Below are 26175 nucleotides of genomic sequence, written 5' to 3'. Positions count from 1 at the left end.
GCTCAGAAGGCGGAAGCACGGGACGACGGGCCGACTGGCCCTGTCACATCAACGTCGCCAAGATGGAGAGATTGCTGAGACCGTCCGTTCAGCTCCCGGCCGGGGGCTACGGATGGCGCGCTTTATACGGATTTTGACCCGAATGGCAAGGCGGGAGCCCGGTTTAATTCCCTATCCGGTCCAGTCGAGGTAGCGCGATTGTTCCCCGAATGTTCCGGTGCTGCTGTCGACGCCGGGTTCTGGAACCAGGCCCGCGGCGCTGGCGGCGCGATAGGTCACGAACAGGTTCTTGCCGCGAATCTTGGCTTCGTACAGCGCCCGGTCGGCTGACCGAAGCAGGGCGTCCGCGGTTTCGCCATCGGCCGGCGCGCTGGCGGCGCCGATGCTGATCCCGATCGCCACAGTCGCCTGTGCGCCGACCTCGAAGGGCGCGGCGACGGCGGCGATGATGCGCTCGGCGATCGCCGAGGCCTCTTCGGGCGAGATGCCGGGCAGCAGGATGACGAATTCATCGCCGCCGATGCGCGAGACCAGATCGAGCTCGCGGACGCTCTCGCGCAACCGGGTTGCGACCGCGACCAGGACGGCGTCGCCGGCGGCGTGGCCGAACCGGTCGTTGACGTCCTTGAAACCGTCGAGGTCGAGGCAGAACACCGTGAACGGCCGGCGCATCCGGTTGCCGCGCGCGCCGCGCAGGCTCGCAAGCAGCTCGTCGAAGCGCTGCAGGTTCAGCGCCCGGTTCGGCAGCCCGGTGAGCAGGTCATGCTGCGCGAGCCTGCGATTCTCGCGCTCGGAATGGTGGAGATGGAGCAGCACCTTGTAGTTCTCGAGCATGACGAAGATGACGCCCGAGGCATAGAGCGGGAGCTGGATGCCGACCACGAACAAGAACGGCAGCGGCGAGCGCAGCGCCGCAACGGCAAAGGGGAGCGTCAGAATGCAGATCAGGAGGAAACCGTAGCGCGGCGTTCCGGCGTTGCGCGAGGACACCGCGCCAACCAGGCTCGCAATGCCGATGCCGGCCATCACGATCAGCGGCCACTCACCGGAGGCGACGCAAAGATAGCTGCCGGTGGACAGTGCGGTGAAGGCAGCGAAGCCTGCGAAGATCGGCGCCGAGGTGTTGCCGCGACGACCGAGCGCCTCGGCCTTGGCCAGCCGGCCCGTCAGCCACAGCCGCAACCCGCCGATCAACAGCTCGGCTGAAAACCAGCCATAGGCCCACGGCGCGCCGGTCATCAGCGCGGCGATCAGGGCCATCAGCGACGAGGACAAAACCGAGATGACGAGCGGCCGCGCCTTGGTGAGGCTCTGGCGCAGCAGGGCACCCTCGATCTCGGCCGGCTGCCGGTGCGGGCCCGTGACGACCCAGGCAATGGCGCTACGCACCGCACGGGCGGGCCGGCCGCCCGGCCGCGCGCGCTCACGCGCCTCCAACCTTTTGCTGTCGTCCTGCATGCGGTTACGATGGCCGGCAGGAATTGAGCGCTCCTTAAAAAGAGCGCGCGGATTGCGTTCACTGTTAACTTTGGGTGGCAAACGCTATCAGTTTTGGCTGCTTTTCCCGTATTTGAACGGTCGCGACGCCGGCGCGCGAGGGCGAAACGGGACGACTAGGGGACTGGCAAAGGATCGCGAGCCGGTTGCCGACGGGCAGGGCGGCGCTTGACAGCATGGTCGCCGCCGGTGTCATACGGCGCGACTTTAGGGTTCTTCACTGACGTCAGGGAGCGCCGATGACGGCAGCATTCACCTTTCCGGGACAGGGTTCCCAAGCCGTGGGCATGGGCAAGGCGCTGGCCGAGGCCTTTCCGGCCGCGCGCGCCGTGTTCGACGAAGTCGATGCCGCGCTCGGCGAGAAGCTGACCGCGACCATCTGGGATGGTCCGGCCGAGACCTTGCAGCTCACCGAGAACGCCCAGCCGGCGCTGATGGCGGTGTCGCTGGCCGCGCTGCGGGTGCTCGAATCGGAAGCCGGCGTTTCCGTCGGACGGGATGCAGCCTTCGTCGCCGGTCATTCGCTCGGCGAATATTCCGCGCTGGCCGCCGCCGGCAGCCTCTCGGCCGGCGACACCGCGCGCCTGTTACGCACGCGCGGGCTCGCCATGCAGAAGGCGGTGCCGGTCGGCGCCGGCGCCATGGCGGCGCTGCTCGGCCTCGACTATGAGACGGCTGTCGCGGTCGCCGACGAGGCTGCGCAGGGCCAGGTCTGCCAGGCCGCCAACGACAATGGCGGCGGCCAGGTGGTGGTTTCCGGCGACAAGGCGGCCGTCGACCGCGCCGTCGAGATCGCCAAGGGCAAGGGCGCAAAACGCGCGATGCTGTTGCCGGTGTCGGCGCCGTTCCACTGCAAGCTGATGCAGCCTGCCGCTGACGTGATGGCGAAGGCATTGGCCGACGTCACCATCAAGGCGCCGGCGGCGCCGCTGGTGTCGAACGTGCTGGCCTCGGCGATATCCGATCCCGATGAAATCCGCCGCCGCCTGGTCGAGCAGGTCACCGGCACGGTGCGCTGGCGCGAGTCGGTGGCCTATATGGCGGGCAGGGGCGTGACGCGCTTTCTCGAAATCGGCTCCGGCAAGGTGCTGAGCGGGCTCGTCAAGCGAATCGCCGAGGGGGCCGTGGGCATTGCGGTCGGCGGCCCGAACGATATTGCCGCCGCGAAGGAAGCGCTCGCGCGGTGAATTCATGCCGGCGGGCAGTTGCTGCCGCGTTCGGCGCAAGGAGACATCGATGTTCGATCTGACTGGCAGAACGGCACTGGTGACCGGGGCGACCGGCGGCATTGGCGGGGCGATCGCGACAGCCCTGCATCGCCAGGGCGCAACCGTGACGCTCTCGGGTACGCGGCGGGAGGTGCTGGACAAGCTTGCCGCCGAACTGGGGGAGCGGGTGCACGTGCTGCCCTGCAACCTTTCAGACAGCGCGGCGGTGGAGGCATTGGTGCCCGCGGCCGAACAGGCGATGGGACAGCTCGACATCCTGATCGCCAATGCGGGGATCACCAAGGACAACCTGTTCGTGCAGCTGCGCGACGAGGACTGGAACGAGGTCATCAACGTCAACCTGACCGCGACGTTTCGCCTCGCGCGGGCGGCGACCAAGCTGATGATGCGCAAGCGTTTCGGCCGCATCATCGCCATCACCTCGGTGGTCGGGGTCACCGGCAACCCGGGGCAGGGCAACTATACCGCCTCCAAGGCCGGCCTGATCGGCATGATCAAGACGCTGGCCGCCGAATATGCGCGGCGCAACGTGACCGCCAATTGCATCGCGCCCGGCTTCATCAAGACGCCGATGACGGATGCGCTCAACGACAAGCAGCGCGAGGCGATCCTGACCAGGGTCCCCGCGGGGCGGCTCGGCACGGCGGAGGACGTTGCTGCGGCTGCGGTCTATCTGAGCTCGAACGAGGCCAGCTACGTGACCGGGCAGACGATTCACGTCAACGGCGGAATGGCCATGATTTGAGCCGGTTAGGGGCCAGTCGAATGCGGCGAAAAGCCGTTTTCGAGGGGTGTTCGGCGTGTAGTCAAGGCTGGCGAAGTATGATAACCGAACCCCCCGTCGCATGGGCAAAGAACGCCATTGCAGGAATTTGAAACCCTGTATATTGGCGGTGCAGAGCCTGCGTCGTTCGTCAGGTCCCGGTCGGGATGACGGACGGGCCAATCAAGACTACGCGCGATTGCTAGGGAAGTTTGTCGGCCACGATGGCTTGTATCGTCCGGCCGGATCTGAAGGGAACAAGCACGAGGGTGAACGATGAGTGAGATTGGCGAGCGGGTTAAGAAGATCGTGGTCGAACACCTTGGTGTTGAGCCCGAAAAAGTGGTCGACAGCGCGAGCTTCATCGATGACCTCGGCGCCGACAGCCTCGACACCGTCGAGCTCGTGATGGCTTTCGAAGAAGAGTTCGGTTGCGAGATTCCCGACGACGCGGCGGAAACCATCCTGACCGTCGGCGACGCCACGAAGTTTCTCGAGAAGAACGCGAAGAGCTGAGACGCCTTCCGCGGTTTGACCAGTCCCGCCGGCTTGACGCTCCTGCATGACGCGGCATGCGCGCGCAGGAACCTCGCATCAGGCGGCGGCACTGGAACAGTTGCTCGCCAGCGTCCTTACGTTTTCCGAGGTTCGGTCTAGAAGAAATCGTCGCGATGATTTGCGGATCTCGGAAACAGGCACCCCCGGATCGCTTCCGAACAGGCGGGACGCCGGTTCATTGCTGCGAGCCGTCGGTTCCGGGGTGGAGTTGAGGACATGAGGCGAGTTGTCGTCACGGGCCTCGGCATGGTGTCGCCCCTGGGCTGCGGCGTCGAGCCAAGCTGGAAGCGCATACTGAATGGCGAGAGCGGCGCGCGGAAGATCGACACGTTCGATGTGTCCGACCTGCCGAGCAAGATCGCATGCAGCGTGCCGCGTGGCGACGGTTCGGGCGATACGTTCAACCCCGACCAGTGGATGGAGCCGAAGGACCAGCGCAAGGTCGACGACTTCATCATCTTTGCGATGTGCGCCGCACGTCAGGCGCTCGACGATGCCAACTGGCATCCGGCCACCGAACAGGAGCGCTGCGCTACCGGCGTGATGATCGGCTCCGGCATCGGCGGTCTCTCCGGCATCGCCGAGACCGCGATCCTCCTGAAGGAGCGCGGCCCGCGCAAGGTGTCGCCGTTCTTCATTCCCGGCCGCCTGATCAATCTCGCCTCCGGCTACGTCTCGATCGAGCACGGGCTGAAGGGGCCGAACCACGCGGTGGTAACTGCCTGCTCGACCGGCGCGCATGCGATGGGCGACGCCGCTCGGCTGATCGCGCTCGGCGATGCCGACGTGATGGTCGCGGGCGGCACCGAATCACCGATATCGCGAATCGGCATCGCCGGCTTCTGCGCGGCGCGCGCGCTGTCGACCGGATTCAACGAGACGCCGGAAAAGGCGTCGCGCCCCTACGACAAGGACCGCGACGGTTTCGTGATGGGCGAGGGCGCCGGCGTCGTTGTGCTCGAGGCGTACGAGCATGCCAAGACGCGCGGCGCGAGGATCTATGCCGAGGTGATCGGCTATGGGCTCTCCGGCGACGCTTATCACATCACCTCGCCGTCACCCGACGGCGACGGCGGGTTCCGCAGCATGACCGCCGCGCTGAAGCGCGCCGGCCTCACGCCGTCCGACATCGACTACATCAACGCGCACGGCACCTCGACGCAGGTCGGCGACGAGATCGAGCTCGGCGCGGTCGAGCGGCTGCTCGGCAACGCCGCATCGAAGGTGTCGATGTCGTCAACCAAGTCGTCGACCGGCCATCTGCTCGGCGCCGCGGGCGCGATCGAAGCGATTTTCTCGATTCTCGCGATTCGGGATAATATCGCGCCGCCGACGATCAATCTCGACAACCCGTCGGTGGAAACGGCAATCGACCTGGTGCCGAAGGCGGCGCGACGGCGCGAAATCAATGTCGCGCTGTCGAATTCGTTCGGTTTCGGCGGCACCAACGCATCCGTCATTGTTCAGCGCGTGGTCAATTAACCCGTTATTGGAACAAGTCCACCGTTTTGCCTTAATCGGCGATAACTCATAGTTGTGGGCGCGTGCTATGGCAGGACAAGCGAATTGTCGGGCCACGATTGAACCGGCAGGATTCAGGTTGCATCGATGAGTGAAAGGCCGCCCATTTCGCCACGCAGCCCGCGCGCCGCGCTGGAGCCGGAGCAGGTGCCTCCGCCGCCGAAGCGTTCGGACCGCGCGCGCAATCCGTTCGTCGTGGTCGGCAATGCCATCATCACCATCCTCCTGATCGCGATGCTCGGAACCGGCGCCGCCTACTACTACGGCAGGCAGAAGCTCGAAGCGCCGGGCCCGCTGCAGGAGGACAAGATCGTCAACATTCCCTCGCGCGCCGGCATGGCCGACATCGCCGACGTTCTGCAACGCGAAGGGGTGATCGACAACAACCGCTGGGCCTTCATCGGCGCGGTGATCGCCCTGAAAGCGCGCTCCGAATTGAAGCCCGGCGAGTACGCCTTCCAGAAGAACGCGTCGCTACGCGACGTGATCGGCACCATCGTCGAGGGCAAGGTGGTGCAGCATTCGGTGACCATCCCCGAGGGCCTCACCTCCGAGCAGATCGTCGCCCGGCTATCCGACAACGACATCTTCGCGGGCTCGGTGCGCGAGGTGCCGCGCGAAGGCACGCTGCTGCCGGAGACCTACAAATTCCCGCGCGGCACGACCCGCGAGCAGGTGATCCAGCGCATGCAGCAGGCCCAGAAGCGCGCCGTTGCCGAGATCTGGGAGCGCCGCAGCCAGGACGTGCCGCTCAAATCGCCGGACCAGCTCGTGACGCTTGCCTCGATCGTCGAGAAGGAAACCGGCAAGCCCGAAGAGCGCAGCCGTGTCGCCGCGGTATTCACCAATCGGCTGCGACAGAAGATCAAGCTGCAGTCCGACCCGACGATCATTTACGGACTGGTCGGCGGCAAGGGCACGCTGGGCCGGCCGATCAAGCGCAGCGAGATCACCCAGCCCTCGCCCTACAACACCTACGTGATCGATGGCCTGCCGCCCGGTCCGATCTCCAACCCCGGACGCGCCTCGCTCGAAGCTGCGGCGAATCCGGCGCGCACCCGCGACCTCTATTTCGTCGCGGACGGAACCGGCGGGCACGCCTTTACCGAAACCTACGACCAGCACCAGAAGAACGTCGTCAAGCTGCGTGCGATGGAAAAGCAGATCCAGAACGATACGGTCGAGCCGGCGGCGGATGACGCGGCGTCGCCGCCTGCCGCTGCAACCGCGCCGGCCGACGCGAATCCGACCGCTTCGACCAAGCCAGCGGCGCCGAAAAAACCCGCCAAGCCTGCCGCGGCCCCGGCCCGCCAGGGTGCAGCCCAATCCACCACCTCGCCGCCGGTGGTTCAGCGCTAGGCACGGATACCGCGGCCGGCCGCGTCTGGCGCCGGCGGAACGGATTCCGTTTTCGCCGGAAACGCATTAAGGTCCGCGCGCACGCGCTCGCTGCCCGATTCTTCACGGATTGCGTTCCGCTTCCGGGGCGACGCATGCGGATGCAGACCATTCCGGCCCGGCGGTCGTGCCAGCCCGGTTGTCAAGCGAGCGGAGTTTTAACGCGATGGCGCTGTCGAGCATGACCGGCTTTGCCCGAAGCCATGGCGCAAGTGGTCCCTACACGTTCGAATGGGAACTGAAGTCGGTCAATGCCAAGGGGTTCGACCTGCGGCTTCGGCTGCCGGCAGGCTGGGATGAATTGGAGGCTTATGCCAAGAAGCGCGCCGGGGACGTGCTGTCGCGGGGCACCATCTACGCCAATCTCAATGTCAAACGCAGTGGCGCGGCGGCGACGGTGCGAATCAATGAGGATGTGCTTGCCGCGATTGTGAAGGTCGCGGGCCAGCTCGCCGGCACGATCGACGCGGTCGCGCCGAGCATCGACGGGCTGCTCGGCATCAAGGGCGTGCTCGAAGTCGTCGAGCCCGAGAGCGATGAGGCCGAGGATAAGGCGGCGCGGGACGCGGCCGGCGCGGCGTTCGACGAGGCGCTGGCGAACCTGGTTGCGATGCGCCGTCGCGAGGGCGTCGCGCTGGGCCAGATCCTGCTGCAGCGGATGGACGAGATCGAGCGGCTCGCAAAGAAGGCGGAAGCCGCGCCCGGGCGCCGCCCGGAGGCAATCCGTGCGCGGCTTGCCGAGCAGGTTGCGCTGCTGCTGGAGACGGCCGACCGTTTCGACGCCGACCGGCTCAACCAGGAGGCGCTCCTGATGGCGGCCAAGGCCGACATCCGCGAGGAACTCGACCGCATCGCCTCCCATGTTGCGCAGGCGCGGGAGATGATCGGTAAGGGCGGGCCGGTGGGCCGGCGGCTCGATTTCCTTGCCCAGGAGTTCAACCGCGAGGTCAACACCTGCTGTTCGAAATCGAACGACATCGAGCTGACCAATACCGGGCTCGAAATGAAGAGCGTGGTCGAGCAGTTCCGCGAACAGGTGCAGAATCTGGAGTGAGAGATGGCAGAGAGCTTCGACGGGGTTGATCGGCGCGGGCTGATGTTCGTGCTGTCCTCGCCGTCGGGTGCCGGCAAGACCACGCTGTCGCGCCTTTTGATCGAGCGGATGGGTGGACTGAAGATGTCGGTGTCCGCGACCACCCGGTCGATGCGGCCGGGCGAAGTCGACGGGCGCGACTATTTCTTCGTCGACAAGGCGAAGTTCGAGGAGATGGCAAAGCAGGGCGAGCTGCTCGAATGGGCCACCGTGTTCGACAACCGCTACGGTACGCCGCGCCGGCCGGTCGAGGAGGCGCTCGCCGCCGGCCAGGACGTGCTGTTCGATATCGACTGGCAGGGCACGCAGCAACTGCGCGAGAAGGCGCGCGCCGATGTCGTCAGCGTCTTCATCCTGCCGCCCTCGGCGGTCGACCTGGAAAAGCGGCTGCACAGCCGCGCGCAGGATTCGGACGAAATCATCCGCGGGCGGATGAGCCGTGCCAGCCACGAGATGAGCCACTGGGCTGAGTACGACTACATCGTGATCAATTACGACGTCGACGAAGCCTTCGCCGAGGTGCAGTCGATCCTCAAGGCCGAGCGGCTGAAGCGCGAGCGCCGCGTTGGCTTGACCGGTTTTGTCCGCAAGCTGCAGCAGCAGCTTGAGCAGTAACTAGTTCGCGGGCTGCTTCGACATCCGCTCCATAAAGGCCGAGATGCGGACGAGCCGCTCGTTGGGATCATCAGGCGGAAGCGCGCTCGGCACGAATTCGGGATGGCGCGGCGCGCGCTGCGCATCAAGCCATGCCGGCGGCGCGGTGAGCGGCTGGTTGCGCGGCTGGTCCCAAGCCACGCGACGGCCGCGAATGCTGTTTTGCACCGGGCGTCGCCTGCGACCGAACCGGAACACGATGCTGCCGGTCAGGCCGGCCAGCGTGAGCGCGCCGGCGATCACCAGGAGCAGCGTCTGCAGCGAGCCGGTGGGCTTTGCCGGCGCGGGCGTGGTCGCGGCGAGCGGCGGGGCGGGAACTGGAACGGCGGCAGGCGTTGCCTGGTCGCTGTCGGCATCGGCAACGAGGTCGGACGCCGCGGGCTGCGGTGCGGCCGGCTGCTGCTGTGCGGCCTGCGGGCTCGCGGGCGATGGATCAGGCCAGCGTGATGCGATCAGCGAGCCGCGGGTGACGTTCTCGAGGACGTTCGGCGCAGGCGCAGGCGCAGGTGCGGGTGTAGGCGCGGGCGCGGCGCTGGCGGGCGGCATCGCAGCAAAAGGTGCGGCGGCGGCCGCCTGCGGGTTGGCTTGCGGGGGCGGGGGCGGGGGCGCGGGCGCGCGGCTCGGCTCGCTGCGCGCAGGCTGCGTCTGCCTCAGCTCGGCATGCGCGTCGGCGATCGAATGCTGCGGGGGCGCCTCGGCGTTCTGCTCGGTCGTATCCGACCGCGGCGCAGAAGGCGCGGCAGTGGCCGCCGACTTTGCGCTCGTGTCCTTTGCGCCCGCGTCCTTTGCGCCGATGTCGCGCAGATACCAGCACTGGCGCTTGCTCGTCCGCTCGATGCGATAATACCAATGCTTGCCTGCCGGCGTCTCGCCGCCCGGTGTGGTCAGACATTCCTCGGCAGCGCCGGCCGTGGCGTTCGGCATCGTGATGATCGACGCACCGGCGAGGAGACCCGCGACGAGGGTCGAGGCAAGGCTGACGGCACGGGCTGACATGGACATCTCCGGAAAACACAACGCAACATCACCGGCCCAACCTCGAAAAAGACTTGGGTCGCAATGAGCCGCAATTCCGGAGAGGATTGGGCTTTATTCGGGCCCGCATAACCGCCTTGCACATCACACAAGGCGCGGCGCCGCGACGGCTGATTGATCGGTCGCGGAGGTTCGCGTGAAACGCGAATATGGCGCGCTCGCGCGGTAGAATGCTCAGTTCTTCAGCATGACGCGGCCGACGACCTTGCCGGCGCGAAGCGCGTCGATCCATTTCTGGACGTCGGCCATCGGCTCCTCGCGCATCGGCGTCGGCCGGATTTTTCCGCTCCGCGCCAGCGCCATCAGCTCGCGGCCTTCCGCGAGCGTGCCGACCATGAAGCCCTCGATGGTCATGCGCTTGTAGACCCATTGCACCATCGGCAGGCTGAAATTGCCACCCATCAGGCCGGAGACGCCGATCTTGCCGCCGCGTGCGACAGCCGACACCGCAAACGCCATCGACTTCTCGTTGCCGGCGAAATCGATCACGCCATCGAAACCACCGTCGGTCTCCTTGACGATACGCCTGGCGATATCGGCCTCTGCCGGATCGTAGGCGACGCTGGCACCGTTCTTCAGCGCGGTCTCGCGCGCGGCGGGATTGAGGTCGGCAACCGCGATCGGTTGCTTGAACATCGCCTGCGCGAAGGACAGGCCCATCATGCCGACGCCGCCAAGCCCGATCAGCAGCAGGTTGCGCTGGCGCGGCCGGTCGACGAGCCGCTTGAGCGCGCCATAGGCGGTGACGCCCGAGCACATCAACGTCGCCGCCTGGTTCACCGGCAGCGGATCGTAGTCCAGAAGATATTTGGCGTCGGGCACCAGCACGTGGGTGGCAAAGCCGCCGTCGATGGAAACGCCGAGGAAGCGCTGCTTGACGCAGAGGTTCTCATCGCCGTTGAGGCAGTCGCGACACTGGCCGCAGCCGATCCACGGAAACACGGCCTTCTTCGCCCCGATCAGCGTGTTCGGTGCGTCGGGGCCGACTTCCTCCACCACGCCCGCGATCTCGTGCCCGAGCGTGAAGGGCAACGTCATGCCGCGCGTGGTGTCGAGCCGCTTGCCCCCGCCGAGGTCGGCATAGCCGTCCTGGATGTGCAGGTCGGAGTGGCAGAGCCCGCAGCACTCGATGCGCACCAGCACCTCGCGACCCACCGGCTTGGGCGTTTCCACGATGGTTTCGCAAAGCGGCGCATCGAACTTGACCAGGGATTGCCGACGCATCTGCGCCATCGCTGTTTCTCCTCAGAAGCTTTGCGGTTTTTCGCCGCGACTATTGGCCAATTCGCGCGCCATGGCAACAAAGCCGGACACCGGAATGGTTTCGGCCCGCTGCGTCAGGTCGACATGCGCGGCGGCGGCAAGCCGCGCGGGATCGGCGGGCAGCGATTTCAGGCTCTGCCGCAGCATCTTCCGGCGCTGGCCGAAGGCTGCGGCCGCAACCTGCTCGAGCGCGCGGCGGTCGCAAGGTTCGGGGGCCGCGCGCGGGATCAGCCGCACCAGCGACGAGGTGACCTTGGGCTGCGGCACGAAGGCGGCAGGCGAGATGTCGAACAGCATCTTGGTCTCGGCCCGCCAGTTGGCGAGCACGCCGAGGCGGCCATAAGCATCGTCCTTCTCAGTTGCGACGATGCGCATCGCCACCTCGCGCTGGAACATCAGCACCATCATGTCATACCAGGGCGGCCAGGGCTCGACCGAGAGCCAGCCGACGAGGAGGCTGGTCGCGATATTGTAGGGCAGGTTGGCGACGATCTTCGCCTTCGCGCTGCCGAGATAGGGTTTGGGATCGAAGGTCTGCGCATCGGCGCAGACGATTTCGAGCCGGCCGGGATAGCGCCGCGCAATCGTCTCCAGCGCCGGTACGGCGCGCGCGTCGTGCTCGACGGCGATCACGTGCGCCGCGCCGAGCGCGAGCAGCGCCCGCGTCAGGCCGCCGGGACCGGGCCCGATCTCGACAATGGTGGTGCCTTCGAGCGGTCCCGCGGCGCGCGCGATCCGTGCGGTGAGGTTGAGGTCGAGCAGGAAATTCTGCCCCAACGATTTGCGGGCCGACAGCCCATGTTCGCGGATGACCTCGCGCAGCGGCGGCAGGTCGTCGATCGCGCTCATCACGCAGGCGAGGCCGGGTGCGCCGCCATGCGCGCGGCGAGCCTAATCGCCGCGATCAGGCTTGCCGGATTGGCGCGGCCGGTGCCGGCAATGTCGAAGGCCGTGCCGTGGTCGGGCGAGGTGCGGATGAACGGCAATCCCAGTGTGACGTTGACGGCGTCGTCGAACGCAATCGTCTTGATCGGGATCAGCGCCTGATCGTGATACATGCAGATCGCGCAATCATAGGACTTCCGCGCCGCTTCATGAAACAGGGTGTCGGCTGGCAGGGGCCCGCGTGCGGCGATGCCGTCGCGGCGCAACCGATCGACCGCGGCCGCGACGATGTCCTGGTCTTCGGTGCCAAGCGTGCCGTCTTCGCCGGCATGCGGGTTGAGGCCGCTGACGGCCAGCCGCGGCGCTGTCAGGCCGAAACGGGACTTCAGATCCGCCACCACGATGCGCGCGGTGGTGACGATCAGGTCCGATGTGAGCGTGTCGATCGCCTCGCGCAGCGGCACGTGGATCGTCACCGGGACGACGGCAAGAACAGGCGACCACAGCATCATCACCGGCTGCGGCGCGGGCCCGCCTGCGGCCGCGAGCTCGGCGAGGAATTCGGTGTGGCCGGGATGACGGAAGCCGGCGCGATAGAGCACGTTCTTGGCGATGGGATTGGTGACCACGGCGCCGGCGCGGCCGGCCACGACGTCGGCGACCGCCTGGCGGATCGAGGCGAGCGCGGCCGGCGCGCTGGTGTCGTCGGGGCGGCCGGGCTCGGCGGTTGCGGTGTGCCCGGTCGAAACGACGGGCAGGGCGGCGTCGAAGGCGGAAGCGGCCTGTTCGGGGCCGATGTCAGCCAGCGCCACGGCGACGCCAAGCCGCTTGGCGCGCCGCGCAACATAGTCCAGGTCTCCGAGCAGGTAGAACGGCGGGAGCTTCAGCTCGTGGCGGCGCAGCCACGCCTTTATGGCGATGTCGGGACCGATACCGGCGGGCTCACCGAGCGTCAGCGCGAGCGGTGTCTCCATGTCAGCGATATTCAATCATCGCGGACTTGCGGATTTCCTGCAGGTACCATTTCGACTTGGCTTCGTATTTTTGCACGTACATCTTGTCGCGGATTTCCCGCTTTTTCGGCGAATCGATCGTGGTCGGCTTTCGCCCGCAGAGCGCCACCATCTCGATGCCCTGTTTGGTGATTTCGGGCGGCGTCAGGTGGCCCGCCGGCGTATCGTCCAGCATCTTGCGCAATGCTTCCGGCAGGTCGGCCGAGGTCTTGACCACGACGTCGCGGATCGCGGCATTCTGCATGGTCTTGAAGTAGGAATTGGCCTCCTCGCAGCTTTGCACCCGCGCGCGCAGCGCTTCGGCTTCCTTCTGGCGCGTTTCGATCGCGGCGGGCGACGAGCCCCGCGGCACGATCAGCACGATCGGCTGCATCTTGTATTCGAAGGCGTCGGTCTGCTGGGCATCGCCCTGTTCCTTGGCGGCGGCCGCAACATCCTTTTCGCCGACCTGCAGGCTTTCCTTGTAGCGCCCGCGAACCAGGCTGCCCCAGACCATGTCGGCCTTGATGCGGGCCTTGAGCGTTTCGGGGCGGATACCCTGGCTCTCCAGCGATTTCGTCAACTGGTCCGGCGTGACGCGCATCCGCTGGCTCATCGCGGCATATGACTGTTCGATATCGGAGGAGGTGGGATCGACGCCGAACTTCTTGGCTTCCTTGATCTTCACCTTCTCGTCGATCAGCTCGTTGATGACCTCCTGGCGCGACGACTGCTTGTGCGTCGACAGGAAATCCAGCTTGGTGCGCTGCTCGATGTCGAATTCGGTGATCGGCTCGCCATTGACCATCACGATGATGGCCTGAGCCTGCGACGGCGACGTGGCGCCGCCGAGCAAGGCGAGCCCCGCGATGCAACCGAGCAAAAGAATCCGAAGCCTGAGTGTCGTGGTCATGGTCATTCCGCTGTCAAGCCATCCGATCTGGAACTTGCGGCACTGCCGGCCGCGTTCCGTTGTCAGGCGTCAATTGGCGCCAAACGAGAAGGAGGTGTTGGCAATCGTGCGCAGCCCGAGCTGGAACATGATGGCATGGCCGAGGATGGGCGGCGACGTCGTGGTCGCATAGGAGTAGTTCGTGATGTAGTTGGCGGCCAGCACGAAGCAATCGTCCACATATCCAGCGCCGACCACATATTGGTTGATATTGTTCGCAACAAGGTCCCACCGCGCCGCCCCGGTCACGACCCAGTTCGACGCCACCTTGACTGAACCCTGGGTGAAGATGCCTTCGCGGCGGTTCAGGTAGCCGAGGTCCGGCTGCGGCGCGTAGTCGCCATAGATCATGCTGATCGACCAGCGGTCGAAATTGGCGCGACCCTCCGCCTCGAAGCGCTGGATGTCTCCAGTCATCTCGTCGATGCGGGCGCGTGTGCTGAACGTGTAGGTACGGTTGGGCGAATAGCTCAGGCTCGCAACGTAGTCCGACCTCGTGCGCGCCAGGCCGGAATCGAGGCCGGTGTTGGTCATGTCCTGCACGGCGTAGGAGTTCAGGCCGAACAGCTGGTAGGACTGTCCGAAGACGGCGGTGACCGACCCGCCACGGTCGAACTGCGTCGTGGCCTGGACGCCGACATTGGCGCGGCCGCCGCCTTCGACGCGGTCGTAGCCGGAGAACTTGTCGACGCTGAAAAGGTTGCTGGTGTCGAAGACGAGGCTCTGCGCGTCTTCGTTGGGCAGCTTGCCGGCATAGGTCTCGTTCGGCCGGACGATGACCTGCGCGATCGGCTCGACGGTGGTCGTGCCCCACGGCTGCACGTTGATGAAGGGGTAGCGGTATTCGAGGCCGACGGTCGGCATCGCCCGGATCGCCTGGGTGTCGCCGACGGGCAGGAAATTGGCAACGCCGGGCTGGTTCGAGATGTCAGCATTGATCGCGTCTGCGCGCACGCTTACGAATGGCGTCCAGATCTGTCCCCAGGAGTCGGTGAACGATTTGCGCCACTGCGCTTCCGCGGTCAGGCGCGTGTAATCGCCGGGTATGCCGCGCATCAGGCAGTTGGGCGACATGATGCTGCGCGCCGGATCAGCTGAAATCGTCGGCGAGCAGAGGCCGGTCACAGCGGCGATGTTATTCAACGGATTGAACACCGCGGTTTCGCGGTTCAGGTTGACGAAGTTGGTCTTCCAGCTGAACTCGCCGCTCAGCACCGGATGGTTGAGCACGCCCGAATAGTCGATCACGGGCGCCACGACGGGCACCTGCGACTGCAGGCCGGACAGGCTGAGATAGTAGATCGCGCGCGCGTCGAAATAGGTGCGGTTGCCGACGCCGGTCAGGTAGAGCTGCGAGACGGCCTCGGTCGGCAGGTTGACGAAGGACGAGAACGGGTCGCGGTACTGCGCCAGCCGGTAGTCGTACAGCATCATGTAGTCGGTGAACGCGACGCCTTCCCAGCCCCAGACCCATTTGTCGTTGAGCGCGAACTGGCCCTTGGTGTCGACACCACCGCGGAACTGGCGGTCGCCGGGCTGGCCGGCGAAGGCGTTGCGGTCGAGCTGGTCGATGCCATAGAGGCGGATCTGGTAGGCGCCGTCCATCAGACGCTGGCGGAATTCGGCCTGCATCAGCACGCCCTGCTTGCTGGTGATGCGTGGCGCAATCGTCATGTCGTAGTCGGGGGCGATCGCCCAGTAGAACGGAATCTCGATGCCGATGCCATAACCCGAGGTCTGGCTGAAGCCGGGCATCAGGAAGCCGGTCTTGCGCTTCACCGTCGGGTCGGGCGTCGAGAAGAATGGGATGTAGGCCAGCGGAACGCCGAAGAACTCAACCTGCGCGTCTTCGAAATAGAGCATCTTCTCCGTCTGGTTGTGGATGATGCGCGCGCCCTTGACCTGCCACAGCGGCGGCTTCTTCGGATCGTCCTTACAGGGCGCGCAGGCGGTATAGACGCCGTTTTCGAACACGGTGTAGTTGCCGCTTGTCCGGTCGGCGCGCGTCGCAGCGATCCGGGTCGCGTCCTCGGTATCGACATGCAGCGAATCGACGAAGCCGTCGCGGTAGTCGTCGCTCAGGTCCATGATCTCGGCATAGGTGATCTTGCCGTCGGCATCCGTCATGCGGATGTTGCCTTCGGCATGCAGCCGCTTGGTCTTCTGGTCGTAGATCACCTTGTCGGCTTCGACGCTGGTGCCGTTGTAGAACAGTTGAACGTTGCCGACCGCCGACACGCGCGAATTATTGTAGTCGTAGTCGACCTCGACCGCCTGCACGAGCATCTGGTTGTCGTTGGCGCGCGGCGCCTTCGGCCGCTTCGGCGGCCCGGGATTGTAGACAAAGCCCTGGGCGGCGACGGGCGCCGTGGTCGCGACGTCGAGCACGGCGGCAAGGGCCAGCGCGAGCACGAGGGCGAGCAGGGGCATTCCGCGCGCGGCCGAGCGACGGCCATGGGCGCGCGCGAGCACGCGCCGCCGGGACGCGGACAGACAAAACTGGCGGGCGGCGACGACAGCCACTACCCGTCCTCCTGGTACAGCAAGGCCAAAAAACCGGTGAGGCCGCCCACAAGCACGGGCAGCCACGCCGCAGCGATCGGATGCATCAACTCGGCCTTGCTCAAATCCTCAGTTACTTTCGACAGAACGTAGAGCAGAAAGCCGGCGCCCACGCCACTCAAAACCATCTTCTGCACGCCGCCGAATCGGAAGAAGCGCAGGCTCACCGACGCAGCGAGCATAACCATGGCGGCCAGCAAAAATGGCTGTGCGAGCAGCTTGTGGTACTGCAGCCGGTAACCCGCTGTCGCAAATCCCGAGCTTTCGGACGAACGGATGTAGGCCGGAAGTTGCCAAAAGGACACAGTCTCGGGTGTGGAAAAACTGTTGCGCACCTGCGCCGGCGTCAGCGTGGTGGGAAGGAGGAAGCGATCCTCGTCGACCGGCGGCGCATCGAGCGAATAGCGGCGCACCGATCTGAACAGCCAATGGCCCTCCTCGAGCGTCGCCTCGCGCGCTTCGATTCGTTCCTTGAACTGGTTGTTTGTATCAAACCGGAACAGCGTGAGGCCGGTGAGGCGGACGCCCTGCTGCTCGCTGCGCGCCGCGTTGATGATGACCTGCCCGTCGGGATTGACCTGGTTGATCCAGAAGCCGGAGGCGTCCTGAATGCCGCCGCCGGGCGCTGAGCCGAACAGCTCGGCTTCCATCCGCTTCGACAACTCCCGCAGGTTCGCGGAGATCGGATTGTAGGCGACGGTTGCGAACACGCCGAGCAGGATGGCGCTGGCGAGCGCCGGCGCAATGAACTGCCAGGCGGAAACGCCGGCGGCGCGCGCCACCACGAGCTCGAGCCGTCGCGACAGCGCGAGATAGCAGGTCATCGCACCGATCAGGATGCAGAATGGCATCAGCTTTTCGAGCAGCTGCGGCACGCGGAACAGCGAGGTTTCCGCCACCATGATCGGGGAGGCCGAAACGAGACCCGAGGTCTTCCTGACCATCTCGATATAGTCGACCAGCACGAGCAGAACGAAAATGCTGGCGAACACGCCGCAGGCCGCGATGATGAAGCGGCCGGCGAAATAACGCCCGAGGGTGTTGGTGACCATGCTCATGCGGTGGCCGGACGTCCGAACAGCCGCAGCAGGCGCGCATTGGACTTGTTGATGGCTTCCACCAGCGCGGGCGGCGGCTCGATCACCACGCCGTCGATGGTGATCCAGACACCGGCACCGATCGCGGCAAACAGCATCAGATATTGCAGGGGTGGCGCCCATGGCGACTTCACCGCCATCACCGAGCAGGCGAATCCGGCCATGCGCAGGCCGAACACGGCGAGGATCGCGCCGCCGATCGAGAAGTTGCGGCTCTGCCGCGTGGTGCGCGGCGCGCCGAGGAAGGCGAAGGTCAGCGCCGCGAAGGCGAAGGGGTAGATCGGCGCCATGAAGCGGTCGTGCAGCTCGGCGCGGAACTGGCCGGACAGGCTGGCATAGAGCGGATCAGCCTCCGCCGGCGACAGCAGCTCCCACAGATACCGCTCCCGGATGCCGAGCGCGACGTCGCGGCCCTGGTTGGAGAATTTCGACATGTCGAAGGCGTAGCGGCCGAACGCCACCAGCGCCGGATCGCGTTTTCCCGCCTCGAAGCGCTCCAGATTGCCGTCCTCGAGGATGAGGAACGAACCGGTGCCGTTCTTCACGACGGTGCCGTGGTCGGCGATGATGCTCACACGCTCGTTCGGATCGCGGCGGTCGTCGATGAAGATACCGGAGAGCAGGCCGCCGGGCTGGCGTTCGCGAATCCGGATCGTGAGATTCTGGTCGAGCTGCGCGAAGCGGCCGGGCTGCAGGATGTTGGCGAGCACGTCGGCCGTGATATCGGCATCCCATTGCTTCAGCCGGCGCATGCCGTCGGGCGCGAGATAGGCCGCGATGAAGGCGACCAAGAGCGCCACGACGCAGGTGGCATAGAGGAACGGGCGAAACAGCCGAATCGGCGAGAAGCCGGCCGCGTTCATCACGATGATTTCCGAATCGGTGGCGAGCTTGTTCAGCGTGTGCGAGATCGCGATCATCAGCGCGATCGGCGAAATGATCAGGACCAGCGCGGGAATCACGAGGCTGGTGATGCCGAGGAAGGTGAGGATGGTCTGGCCCTGGCTCGTCATCAGGTCGATGCCGCGCAAAGCCTGGGTAATCCAGATCACGCCGGTGAGGCTGATCAGGACAAGCGCAAACGACGCGAGCGTCGTGCGAAAAATGTACCTGTCGATCGACCCCATCACTGACCGTACGGCCCCCCAACCTCACGACTGGAACCGCAGTTTGCGACCGTCCCTTGCGGGATCCCCCAGGTCGCGCCGCCAACCTTTACCAGACGCTTCAGTTTCTCACTAGCATCCCTTTGATCTGTCAACAAAATGGCCGAGCCATGGCGCGCTCGTTACAGGGTTAATATTTCATCCGATGTGGCCGCCCTGCCACGGCGGCGCTTGGCAGCATGGTCCGAGGCAGGCCATAGTGGGTATCCGAACCATCGCAGCATCGCCAATCGTCACCTAAAGCCCTGATTCCCGGAGAATTTCCATGCCCGACGCCGTCAAGGTCGGCTTCGTCCCGCTTTCCGTTGCCCCGCGTGGCATCGTGGTCGCCTTCTGCGACGGCGATCTCAGGCTCGGCCCATCCACGCGCAAGGCGCTTGGCCCAGCCGCCGACCTGATCAAGCGGGCGGCGGCAACCAGCCAGTTCAAGGGAAAAAGTGGATCAACAATCGAAATTTTGGCCCCTGAAGGAATCAAGATTCAGAGCTTGATTGTTGTCGGTGTCGGCAAAGTTTCCGAGCTCAAGCAGAGGGATTTTCTCAAGTTCGGTGGCATCGCCGCCGGCAAGCTCAAGCCGGGCAACGAGGCGATGACGGTCATCGCCGAATTGCCTGATGGTGCGATCGACGCTGATTCAGTCGCCGCCATCGCATCCGGCATCCGGCTGCGCGCCTATAAATTCGATCGCTACAAGACGCGGAAGAAGGACGGCGAGGGCGGCGAATTGCGGGCGGACGTCTCGATCGCGGTCGACGACGTCGCTGCCGCGCGCAAGGCCTTTGCGCCCCGCGCCCATGTCGTCGATGGCGTGATTCTCGCGCGCGATCTCGTCAACGAGCCACCGAACGTGCTGTTTCCGGCCGAGTTTGCGCGCCGCGCGCAAGCCTTGCGCAAACTCGGCGTCGCGGTCGAAGTCCTCGACACCAAGGCGATGGCGAAACTTGGCATGGGCGCGCTGCTCGGCGTGGCCCAGGGCTCGTCCCATTCCGGACGCACCGTGATCATGCGCTGGAACGGCGGCAAGCGCGGCGAGCAGCCGGTCGCCTTCGTCGGCAAGGGCGTCTGCTTCGACACCGGCGGCATTTCCATCAAGGGCGCCGCCAGCATGGAGGACATGAAGGGCGACATGGGCGGCGCGGCCTGCGTGGTCGGGCTGATGCAGGCGCTTGCGGCCCGCAAGGCCAAGGTCAACGCGATCGGCGCCATCGGTCTCGTCGAGAACATGCCCGACGGCAACGCCCAGCGCCCCGGCGACATCGTCACCTCGATGTCTGGCCAGACCATCGAGATCATCAACACCGACGCCGAAGGACGGCTCGTGCTGGCCGACGTGCTCTGGTATGTCGCGAAGAAATTCAAGCCGAAATTCATGGTCGACCTGGCAACGCTGACCGGCGCGATCATGGTGGCGCTCGGCACCGAGCACGCCGGGCTTTTCTCCAACGACGACCAATTGGCGGAACGCCTGGCCCAGGTCGGCGTCGATACCGGCGAGCGGGTCTGGCGCATGCCGCTGGGGCCCGAATACGACAAGCTGATCGATTCGCAGTTCGCCGACGTGAAGAACGCCGGCGGGCGCAATGGCGGCTCGATCACGGCCGCGCAGTTCCTGCAGCGCTTCGTCGACGGCACGCCATGGGCGCATCTCGACATCGCTGGCACGGCGATGGGGGCGCCGAAAACCGACATCAACCAGAGCTGGGGCTCGGGCTTTGGCGTTCGGCTGCTCGACCGCCTCGTCGCCGACTATTACGAAGCCAGGAAATAACCGGGGAATGACCGAGGTCCTGTTCTATCATCTGCAGAACATGTCGCTGGAAAACGTGTTGCCGCCGCTGCTTGAGAAATCGCTCGAGCGCGGCTGGCGCGTCGTTGTGCAATCGACCTCGCCGGAGCGCGCCGACGCGCTGGATGCGCATCTGTGGACCTATCGCGACGATTCCTTCCTGCCGCACGCCACCTGGCGCGCCGGCGACGCCGCCGATCAGCCGATCGTGCTTGCGATCGAGGAGGGTAACCCGAACCGCGCCAATGTCAGGTTCCTGGTTGATAACGCCGCTCTTCCGGCGGACGCCGCGGCCTATGAACGCATGGTTCTCCTGTTCAACGGCGACGATACCGACGCGCTTGCCGCGGCGCGTGGCGCCTGGACCGAGTGCAAGTCGCGCGGCTTCGACGTCACTTACTGGCAGGCGGACGAGCGGGGGCGCTGGCAGCGGCGCGACCAGCGCTAGTGGAGCGGATTTGACGTTCGCTACCCATCTGCCGCGATTTCCTTATGCGAACGTCAAATCCAAAGCTCCACGCGCATCAATAGTTTGCTAGTGGTCCCTTGATTCTAAACATTCGCAAAAGTGCCTGCCGCGATGGGATGCGAATGTTAGAATCGGACCACCAGGGCCACGAGCAAATCCGGGGTTCTACGGACGTTTTGGATTTGATGCCCGCGATCCGCGAAAGCGCGGCTGGTGGAACGCGAATCCGCTCCATTTGCCGCGCGTTCAAGGGGATTCGCGAAATCACCGCTTGCAAAAGGGCGGCGGCGGATGGCAAAGCTAACGGACGCGCCGATTAATGATATTCTACATTTTCTGCGAAGTAATTTGCCCAGGTCACGTTGGTGCCGCAAAGTGATGTTGGGACAAACCTTTAGAGCTGTAGTTTCAGAGAGCGGAACCGGGTTCGTCGTGAGAGAGAGCATCCCTCATCAGAAACAGCTCATCGCGCTGCTGATGCTCGCGTCGCTTGTCGGTGGCTGCAGTGGCTTCTCCAACAGCGACCTGCTTTCCAAGGATGCCGAGTGGTTCTCACGCCCCGGCCGGTTGTTCATCAGAAACGTCTCGATCGAAACCCCGCCGCTCACGCCGGACAAGCCGGTCACGGCCGAAGATCTGGTCAGCGCCGATGGCGGCTGCCCGGGCATGGCGCCGGCGGGTGCGCCGGCTGACGCCAACGCCATGACCGACAATGCTGCGGGTGCGCCGCCCGCGCCCGGCGGCACGGTTGCGCTGGGCCATACCGAATGCGACGTGGTCCGCGGCATCGGCGCGCCCGACAACGTCAACATCGCCAACAACGAACGGGGCGATCGGCAGGCAGTGATCACCTGGTCGCGGGGCGCGCGCGCCGGCATCTATACCTTTACCGCCGGCCGCCTGAGCTCGGTCGAGCGGGGCGCGGAGCCGGTGGCGCAGCCGAAGCCCGCCAAGCCGAAAGCCAAGAAGAAGTCGGCGGCGACGTAAGCGGCGCGCCACGCGCGTCCGCAATCCTCAACCAGTCTCCTCAAAACGACTGCTGGCCTCGAGCCACGCCTCCTCGGCGCGCTGCAGCGCTTCGACGGCGCCGGCGCGGGCCTTGCCAAGCTGGGCCGCCTGCTTCGGATCGCGCGTGAAGAGATCCGGCAGCGCAAGCGCCGCATCGATCTTCGCGATGATGCCGGTGATACGCTCGATTTCGGCCTCGGCTTCGGAAATCTTCTGCTTCAGGGGCGTGCGGCTTTCGTTCCTCGGCCGCTGCGGCTTTTCCCGCTCGCCGCCGCCACGCTCGCGCGGCGCGGTGCGCGCATTGCGCGACGACAGGACCAGCCGCTGGTAGTCGTCGAGATCGCCCTCATAGGCGGTGACCGCATGATCGGCGACCACCCATAGCCGGTCGGCGCAGGCCTCGATCAGGTAGCGGTCATGCGACACCATGATCACCGCGCCCGGAAATTCGTTGATGGCTTCGGCGAGCGCAGCGCGACTGTCGATGTCGAGGTGGTTGGTGGGCTCGTCGAGGATGATCATGTTGGGACCGAAGAAGGTCGCAAGGCCCAACAGCAGCCGCGCCTTCTCGCCGCCGGACAGGCCCCCGACCAGCGTATCGGCGGCCTTGCCGGAAAAGCCGATGCTGCCGGCGCGCGCCCGCACCTTGGCCTCCGGCGCGTCGGGCATCAGCTTGCGGACGTGGTCGTAGGTGGAGGCGTCCACATTCAGTTCGTCGAGCTGATGCTGGGCGAAATAGGCGACCGCAAGCTTCTCGGCGCGGGTGATGCCGCCGGAAAACGGCTCGAGGCGCCCCGCGAGCAATTTGACGAGGGTGGACTTGCCGTTGCCGTTGGCCCCCAGCAGCGCGATGCGGTCGTCATTGTCGACCCGCAGCGTCACCCGGTTCAGGACTGGCAGCGCCGGGTCGTAGCCGACCGACACATTGTCGACGGCAATGATCGGCGGCGACAGCACCTTCTCGGGCGGCGGGAAGGTGATTTCGCGCACGTCCTGCGTCACCAGCGCGGCCACCGGCTTCATCTTTTCCAGCATCTTGACGCGGGACTGCGCCTGGCGCGCCTTCGAGGCCTTGGCCTTGAAGCGGTCGACGAAGGCCTGCAGGCGCTTGCGCTCGGCCTCCTGGCGTCTGGCGTGCTTGGCATCCAGCAACTCGCGCGCGCTGCGCTGTTCCTCGAATGAGGAATAGCCGCCGCGGTAGAGCGTGAGCTTGCCGCGGTCGAGATGCAGGATCTGGTCGACCGATTTATCGAGCAGGTCGCGGTCGTGGCTGATCACGATCACGGTGCGCGGGTAGTTGGCGAGATGATCCTCCAGCCACAGCGTGCCTTCGAGGTCGAGATAGTTGGTGGGCTCGTCGAGCAGCAGCAGGTCGGGAGCCGCAAACAGCGTGGCGGCGAGGGCAACCCGCATGCGCCAGCCGCCGGAAAATTCGGAGCAGGGGCGGGCCTGGTCAGCCGTGGAGAAGCCGAGGCCGCTCAGGATCGCTGCCGCGCGCGCCGGCGCCGAATGGGCGTCGATGTCGACCAGCCGGGTCTGGATTTCAGCGATCCGGTGCGGATCGCGGGCGCTTTCAGCCTCGTGCAACAGCGCGTCGCGCTCGCGGTCGGCCTTCAGCACGACCTCGACCAGGCTCTCCGGCCCGTTCGGCGCTTCCTGGGCGAGGCTGCCGACGCGCCAGCGCGGCGGGATGGCGATGCTGCCGCTCTCGGTCGGCAGTTCGCCGCGGATCGCCCGGAACAGCGTCGATTTGCCGGTGCCGTTGCGTCCGACCAGCCCGACACGCGCGCCCGGCGCGATCTGCGCGCTGGCGTGGTCGATCAGAAGCCGTCCGGCAAGGCGGATCGATAATTCGGTGATGGAAAGCATGCGCGCGGGTTGTCGCCGCAGCCGCGCTCAATGGCAACCGCTTTTTGCGCCCCGCCTAGCGCGGTGCAGGCCCCTCGAGCTCGTGCCGCCGCAGGTCCTGCAGCAGCTGCTGCAGCAGTGGGGCCGAATGCAGCGATTCCAGTCGCAGCGCCTGCTGCAGGCGCTCGCCCACGGCATCGCAGATCGAGCGAACGGTCCTGCCGTCGATCGAGTCGTGGGGGGTGCTGCATCGGCCTTCCATGGCGGTTCCGTATTTCGCTATGATTTCCTTGCCAGTAGAAAGTCGTTTCGACGGAAATGGTTTCGGACAGGGCCGCCGTTCGGCGCCACAATTCCGTGACAAGGACGTCAATCGAAAAAGCCCCGGCGGAACACCGGGGCTTTTGCGTGTCAGCAGGAAGGGCCGCTCAATAGCAGCGGTTGACCAGCCGCCAACGGGGACCCCAGGGGGTCGGAACCAGCCGCCGCGCATAGCAGCCGCCATAGCCGTAATTGTAGTAGGCGGGGCCGCCGACATAGACGCGCGGACCCCACCAGCCGCGATGCCAGCCGCCGCCGTGCCAGCCGTGATGCCAGCCGCCATCCCAGGCCGAAGCGGAGGTCGGTGCCAACGCAGCCGCACCCAATGATGCCGCCGCGACTGCAACAAGCGAGAGTTTGCGTAACATGGTTGTCTCCTCGAGGCTGAAAGGCGCGGCTTCCCGCGCCGTCGGTGATCGCTGCCCGGTGGCGCCCCTTTTCGAGTGGTTCAAGAGGCGTTCGGTCGATCAAAGCCTAAGCCGGCCAGGCTGAACGGCACCGCGACGGGACGTGCAGAATGGGTTCAGCTTTGTGAAATTACTGTAATTGCCGGGCGTTAACGATGCCTGTCGGCGCCGGCCGCGCCGGCCTGGTCGCTTGCCGCGGGGCGGTCCCGCCGATATAAGCGCCGCAAATCCGTCAAACCCCGCTATTTGAGGACAACACATGGCAATTGAACGCACCTTCTCGATCATCAAGCCCGACGCGACCGCGCGCAACCTCACCGGCGCGATCAACGCGCTGATCGAGAAGGCGGGCCTGCGCATCGTGGGGCAAAAGCGGATCCGCATGAGCCGCGAGCAGGCGGAGACCTTCTACGCCGTGCACAAGGCGCGGCCGTTCTTCGGCGAGCTCGTCGAATTCATGACCTCGGGCCCGGTGGTGGTGCAGGTTCTGGAAGGCGAGGGCGCGGTGCTCAAATATCGCGACGTGATGGGTGCGACCGATCCGGCCAAGGCCGCCGACGGCACGATCCGCAAGCTGCACGCCCGATCGATCGGTGAGAACTCGGTGCACGGCTCGGACGCCCAGGAAACCGCGGCCGTCGAGATCGCGCAGTTCTTCTCCGGCAACGAAATCGTCGGTTGATCGGCACCGGCGCAGGGATTCAGGGCTGATCAGGGCTAACCGGGGGGCGAAACCTTGAAGTTGCTGTTGCAGGTCGCTGATCCCGCCAGCATCGGCGCGTTCTTCGCGCAACTGCAGGCGGACCTCTACCGGCCGGCGTTCTGGCTCGCGGTCGGCAAGATCATCTGGATCAACGTGCTGCTGTCCGGCGACAACGCGCTGGTCATCGCGATGGCCTGCCGCGGCCTGCACGGCCGTCACCGCATGTGGGGCATGGTGATCGGCGCCGGCATTGCGGTCGTGCTGCTGATCGCCTTCACCGGCATCGTCGCGACATTGATGGCGCTGCCCTATCTGAAGCTGATCGGCGGAATCGCGCTCCTGATCATCGCGGCCAAGCTGCTGGTGCCGGAGGACGAAAACGACGAAGTCGAGGCAGGCACGACGCTGTGGCATGCAGTGCGCATCGTCGTGATCGCCGACATTGTGATGAGCCTCGACAATGTCATCGCGGTCGCCGCCGCCGCCAACGGCCAGCTTTCGCTGCTGATCCTGGGGCTTGCCATCAGCATCCCCATGATCATCGCGGGCGCGGCGCTGATCATGCTGGTGCTCGACCGCTTTCCCATCCTGGTCTGGCTCGGCGCGGTCCTGCTCGGCTGGATCGCCGGCGACGTGATCGCTTCCGATCCGGTGGATCAATCGGTGCTGCACCGCCTGCTCGACGGCCAGATGATCTTCAGCGTCGATGCCACCTCCGCGATATTCGGCGCGTCGCATTTCAGCTTCGACGGCGACCTGATCGACATCCTGGCTTCGATTCTGGGCGCGGTCGCCGTGCTCGTCATGGGAACGATCTGGCGTCGTCGCAAGCTGCGCGACGATCCGAAGCCGAAACCGGCCGCCTGAAGGCGCCGGCAAGCTCTCCGGTTCCGCGCCATTTGCGGCCGGCGGCCCCTCGCGCGATTTGCGACAAATAGCCGCCGGACGGGTCTTGCCGTTTTGCGATA

The 26175-nt window shown here is 65.7% G+C and carries 24 protein-coding genes; 12 read left to right on the top strand and 12 right to left on the bottom strand.

Annotated elements, in window-relative coordinates:
* Positions 1-171: 171 nt before the first annotated feature.
* Positions 172-1458, bottom strand: coding sequence for a GGDEF domain-containing protein (locus tag QOU61_RS21080; protein ID WP_289653124.1), 1287 nt, complete (start codon positions 1456-1458; stop codon positions 172-174).
* A gap of 278 nt (positions 1459-1736) precedes the next feature.
* On the opposite strand from QOU61_RS21080, the gene fabD reads away from it, so the two are divergent.
* The 7 genes from fabD (at position 1737) to gmk (ending at position 8674) form a co-directional block, all read left to right on the top strand.
* Complete coding sequence (gene fabD, locus QOU61_RS21075) at positions 1737-2684, top strand: ACP S-malonyltransferase (RefSeq protein ID WP_289653123.1); 948 nt, start codon at positions 1737-1739, stop codon at positions 2682-2684.
* 49 nt (positions 2685-2733) lie between these two features.
* Positions 2734-3471 carry a 3-oxoacyl-[acyl-carrier-protein] reductase gene (gene fabG / locus QOU61_RS21070; protein WP_289653122.1) on the top strand — a complete coding sequence of 246 codons (738 nt, stop codon included), beginning with the start codon at positions 2734-2736 and terminating at the stop codon, positions 3469-3471.
* Positions 3472-3765: 294 nt separating this feature from the next.
* On the top strand, positions 3766-4005 hold the full coding sequence (locus QOU61_RS21065; protein WP_002716125.1) for an acyl carrier protein: 240 nt from the start codon (positions 3766-3768) through the stop codon (positions 4003-4005).
* 258 nt (positions 4006-4263) lie between these two features.
* The gene (fabF, locus tag QOU61_RS21060; protein WP_289653119.1) at positions 4264-5529 is read left to right on the top strand and encodes a beta-ketoacyl-ACP synthase II; all 1266 of its coding nucleotides are present in this window, start codon (positions 4264-4266) and stop codon (positions 5527-5529) included.
* A 126-nt stretch (positions 5530-5655) separates the two neighbouring features.
* Positions 5656-6927 carry an endolytic transglycosylase MltG gene (gene mltG, locus QOU61_RS21055; protein WP_289653118.1) on the top strand — a complete coding sequence of 424 codons (1272 nt, stop codon included), beginning with the start codon at positions 5656-5658 and terminating at the stop codon, positions 6925-6927.
* A gap of 205 nt (positions 6928-7132) precedes the next feature.
* Positions 7133-8020 carry a YicC/YloC family endoribonuclease gene (locus QOU61_RS21050; RefSeq protein WP_289653117.1) on the top strand — a complete coding sequence of 296 codons (888 nt, stop codon included), beginning with the start codon at positions 7133-7135 and terminating at the stop codon, positions 8018-8020.
* Positions 8021-8023: 3 nt separating this feature from the next.
* Positions 8024-8674: a guanylate kinase gene (gene gmk, locus QOU61_RS21045; RefSeq protein WP_289653116.1), complete on the top strand. Its 651-nt coding sequence runs from the start codon at positions 8024-8026 to the stop codon at positions 8672-8674.
* Here gmk and QOU61_RS21040 read toward each other — a convergent pair whose 3' ends face one another.
* The 8 genes from QOU61_RS21040 to lptF form a co-directional block, all read right to left on the bottom strand.
* Positions 8675-9709 carry a hypothetical protein gene (locus tag QOU61_RS21040; protein WP_289653115.1) on the bottom strand — a complete coding sequence of 345 codons (1035 nt, stop codon included), beginning with the start codon at positions 9707-9709 and terminating at the stop codon, positions 8675-8677.
* A gap of 213 nt (positions 9710-9922) precedes the next feature.
* Complete coding sequence (locus QOU61_RS21035) at positions 9923-10981, bottom strand: alcohol dehydrogenase (protein ID WP_289653114.1); 1059 nt, start codon at positions 10979-10981, stop codon at positions 9923-9925.
* A gap of 12 nt (positions 10982-10993) precedes the next feature.
* A complete protein-coding gene (rsmA, locus tag QOU61_RS21030) occupies positions 10994-11860 on the bottom strand; it encodes a 16S rRNA (adenine(1518)-N(6)/adenine(1519)-N(6))-dimethyltransferase RsmA (protein WP_289653113.1) in 867 nt (288 codons plus the stop codon).
* A complete protein-coding gene (gene pdxA / locus QOU61_RS21025) occupies positions 11860-12870 on the bottom strand; it encodes a 4-hydroxythreonine-4-phosphate dehydrogenase PdxA (protein WP_289653112.1) in 1011 nt (336 codons plus the stop codon). Before pdxA ends, rsmA begins: the two co-directional genes overlap by 1 nt.
* Before the next feature lies 1 nt (position 12871).
* Complete coding sequence (locus QOU61_RS21020) at positions 12872-13801, bottom strand: SurA N-terminal domain-containing protein (RefSeq protein ID WP_289653111.1); 930 nt, start codon at positions 13799-13801, stop codon at positions 12872-12874.
* A 69-nt stretch (positions 13802-13870) separates the two neighbouring features.
* Positions 13871-16363: an LPS-assembly protein LptD gene (locus QOU61_RS21015; RefSeq protein WP_289653110.1), complete on the bottom strand. Its 2493-nt coding sequence runs from the start codon at positions 16361-16363 to the stop codon at positions 13871-13873.
* Entirely contained in the window at positions 16363-17460 is a 1098-nt protein-coding gene (gene lptG / locus QOU61_RS21010; RefSeq protein ID WP_289653109.1) for an LPS export ABC transporter permease LptG, read from the bottom strand. Before lptG ends, QOU61_RS21015 begins: the two co-directional genes overlap by 1 nt.
* Positions 17457-18626 carry an LPS export ABC transporter permease LptF gene (gene lptF / locus QOU61_RS21005; RefSeq protein WP_289653108.1) on the bottom strand — a complete coding sequence of 390 codons (1170 nt, stop codon included), beginning with the start codon at positions 18624-18626 and terminating at the stop codon, positions 17457-17459. The genes lptG and lptF overlap by 4 nt, the downstream gene beginning before the upstream one ends.
* 304 nt (positions 18627-18930) lie before the next feature.
* Here lptF and QOU61_RS21000 point away from each other — a divergent pair, with 304 nt between their 5' ends.
* The 3 genes from QOU61_RS21000 (at position 18931) to QOU61_RS20990 (ending at position 21907) form a co-directional block, all read left to right on the top strand.
* Positions 18931-20433: a leucyl aminopeptidase gene (locus tag QOU61_RS21000; RefSeq protein WP_289653107.1), complete on the top strand. Its 1503-nt coding sequence runs from the start codon at positions 18931-18933 to the stop codon at positions 20431-20433.
* 7 nt (positions 20434-20440) lie between these two features.
* A complete protein-coding gene (locus QOU61_RS20995; protein WP_289653106.1) occupies positions 20441-20899 on the top strand; it encodes a DNA polymerase III subunit chi in 459 nt (152 codons plus the stop codon).
* A gap of 498 nt (positions 20900-21397) precedes the next feature.
* Positions 21398-21907 carry a hypothetical protein gene (locus QOU61_RS20990; protein ID WP_289661644.1) on the top strand — a complete coding sequence of 170 codons (510 nt, stop codon included), beginning with the start codon at positions 21398-21400 and terminating at the stop codon, positions 21905-21907.
* A gap of 27 nt (positions 21908-21934) precedes the next feature.
* Here the strand turns inward: QOU61_RS20990 and QOU61_RS20985 are convergent, their stop codons facing one another.
* From QOU61_RS20985 to QOU61_RS20975, 3 genes are all read right to left on the bottom strand, one after another.
* Positions 21935-23797: an ABC-F family ATP-binding cassette domain-containing protein gene (locus QOU61_RS20985; RefSeq protein WP_289653105.1), complete on the bottom strand. Its 1863-nt coding sequence runs from the start codon at positions 23795-23797 to the stop codon at positions 21935-21937.
* A 55-nt stretch (positions 23798-23852) separates the two neighbouring features.
* A complete protein-coding gene (locus tag QOU61_RS20980; protein WP_289653104.1) occupies positions 23853-24038 on the bottom strand; it encodes a hypothetical protein in 186 nt (61 codons plus the stop codon).
* 166 nt (positions 24039-24204) lie between these two features.
* Positions 24205-24465, bottom strand: coding sequence for a sulfur globule protein precursor (locus QOU61_RS20975; RefSeq protein ID WP_289653103.1), 261 nt, complete (start codon positions 24463-24465; stop codon positions 24205-24207).
* A 298-nt stretch (positions 24466-24763) separates the two neighbouring features.
* On the opposite strand from QOU61_RS20975, the gene ndk reads away from it, so the two are divergent.
* Together ndk and QOU61_RS20965 are read left to right on the top strand one after the other, a co-directional pair.
* Positions 24764-25186 (top strand): nucleoside-diphosphate kinase, encoded by a 423-nt coding sequence (gene ndk, locus QOU61_RS20970; RefSeq protein WP_289653102.1) that lies wholly within the window; start codon positions 24764-24766, stop codon positions 25184-25186.
* A 54-nt stretch (positions 25187-25240) separates the two neighbouring features.
* Positions 25241-26074 (top strand): TerC family protein, encoded by an 834-nt coding sequence (locus QOU61_RS20965; protein WP_289653101.1) that lies wholly within the window; start codon positions 25241-25243, stop codon positions 26072-26074.
* The last annotated feature ends 101 nt before the right edge of the window (positions 26075-26175 follow it).

It is taken from the genome of Bradyrhizobium sp. NP1 (genome assembly GCF_030378205.1).
GTDB lineage: Bacteria > Pseudomonadota > Alphaproteobacteria > Rhizobiales > Xanthobacteraceae > Bradyrhizobium.
The sequence above is the reverse complement of the archived record's forward strand: the minus strand, read 5'-3'. Positions and strand labels throughout refer to the sequence as shown.

Excerpts from the sequence above, each read along its gene's own strand:
- QOU61_RS21080 (WP_289653124.1), bottom strand. The coding sequence starts at position 1,458 with ATGCAGGACGACAGCAAAAGGTTGGAGGCGCGTGAGCGCGCGCGGCCG.
- fabD (WP_289653123.1), top strand. The coding sequence starts at position 1,737 with ATGACGGCAGCATTCACCTTTCCGGGACAGGGTTCCCAAGCCGTGGGC.
- fabG (WP_289653122.1), top strand. The coding sequence starts at position 2,734 with ATGTTCGATCTGACTGGCAGAACGGCACTGGTGACCGGGGCGACCGGC.
- QOU61_RS21065 (WP_002716125.1), top strand. The coding sequence starts at position 3,766 with ATGAGTGAGATTGGCGAGCGGGTTAAGAAGATCGTGGTCGAACACCTT.
- fabF (WP_289653119.1), top strand. The coding sequence starts at position 4,264 with ATGAGGCGAGTTGTCGTCACGGGCCTCGGCATGGTGTCGCCCCTGGGC.
- mltG (WP_289653118.1), top strand. The coding sequence starts at position 5,656 with ATGAGTGAAAGGCCGCCCATTTCGCCACGCAGCCCGCGCGCCGCGCTG.
- QOU61_RS21050 (WP_289653117.1), top strand. The coding sequence starts at position 7,133 with ATGGCGCTGTCGAGCATGACCGGCTTTGCCCGAAGCCATGGCGCAAGT.
- gmk (WP_289653116.1), top strand. The coding sequence starts at position 8,024 with ATGGCAGAGAGCTTCGACGGGGTTGATCGGCGCGGGCTGATGTTCGTG.
- QOU61_RS21040 (WP_289653115.1), bottom strand. The coding sequence starts at position 9,709 with ATGTCAGCCCGTGCCGTCAGCCTTGCCTCGACCCTCGTCGCGGGTCTC.
- QOU61_RS21035 (WP_289653114.1), bottom strand. The coding sequence starts at position 10,981 with ATGGCGCAGATGCGTCGGCAATCCCTGGTCAAGTTCGATGCGCCGCTT.
- rsmA (WP_289653113.1), bottom strand. The coding sequence starts at position 11,860 with ATGAGCGCGATCGACGACCTGCCGCCGCTGCGCGAGGTCATCCGCGAA.
- pdxA (WP_289653112.1), bottom strand. The coding sequence starts at position 12,870 with ATGGAGACACCGCTCGCGCTGACGCTCGGTGAGCCCGCCGGTATCGGT.
- QOU61_RS21020 (WP_289653111.1), bottom strand. The coding sequence starts at position 13,801 with ATGACCACGACACTCAGGCTTCGGATTCTTTTGCTCGGTTGCATCGCG.
- lptG (WP_289653109.1), bottom strand. The coding sequence starts at position 17,460 with ATGAGCATGGTCACCAACACCCTCGGGCGTTATTTCGCCGGCCGCTTC.
- lptF (WP_289653108.1), bottom strand. The coding sequence starts at position 18,626 with ATGGGGTCGATCGACAGGTACATTTTTCGCACGACGCTCGCGTCGTTT.
- QOU61_RS21000 (WP_289653107.1), top strand. The coding sequence starts at position 18,931 with ATGCCCGACGCCGTCAAGGTCGGCTTCGTCCCGCTTTCCGTTGCCCCG.
- QOU61_RS20995 (WP_289653106.1), top strand. The coding sequence starts at position 20,441 with ATGACCGAGGTCCTGTTCTATCATCTGCAGAACATGTCGCTGGAAAAC.
- QOU61_RS20990 (WP_289661644.1), top strand. The coding sequence starts at position 21,398 with ATGCTCGCGTCGCTTGTCGGTGGCTGCAGTGGCTTCTCCAACAGCGAC.
- QOU61_RS20985 (WP_289653105.1), bottom strand. The coding sequence starts at position 23,797 with ATGCTTTCCATCACCGAATTATCGATCCGCCTTGCCGGACGGCTTCTG.
- QOU61_RS20980 (WP_289653104.1), bottom strand. The coding sequence starts at position 24,038 with ATGGAAGGCCGATGCAGCACCCCCCACGACTCGATCGACGGCAGGACC.
- QOU61_RS20975 (WP_289653103.1), bottom strand. The coding sequence starts at position 24,465 with ATGTTACGCAAACTCTCGCTTGTTGCAGTCGCGGCGGCATCATTGGGT.
- ndk (WP_289653102.1), top strand. The coding sequence starts at position 24,764 with ATGGCAATTGAACGCACCTTCTCGATCATCAAGCCCGACGCGACCGCG.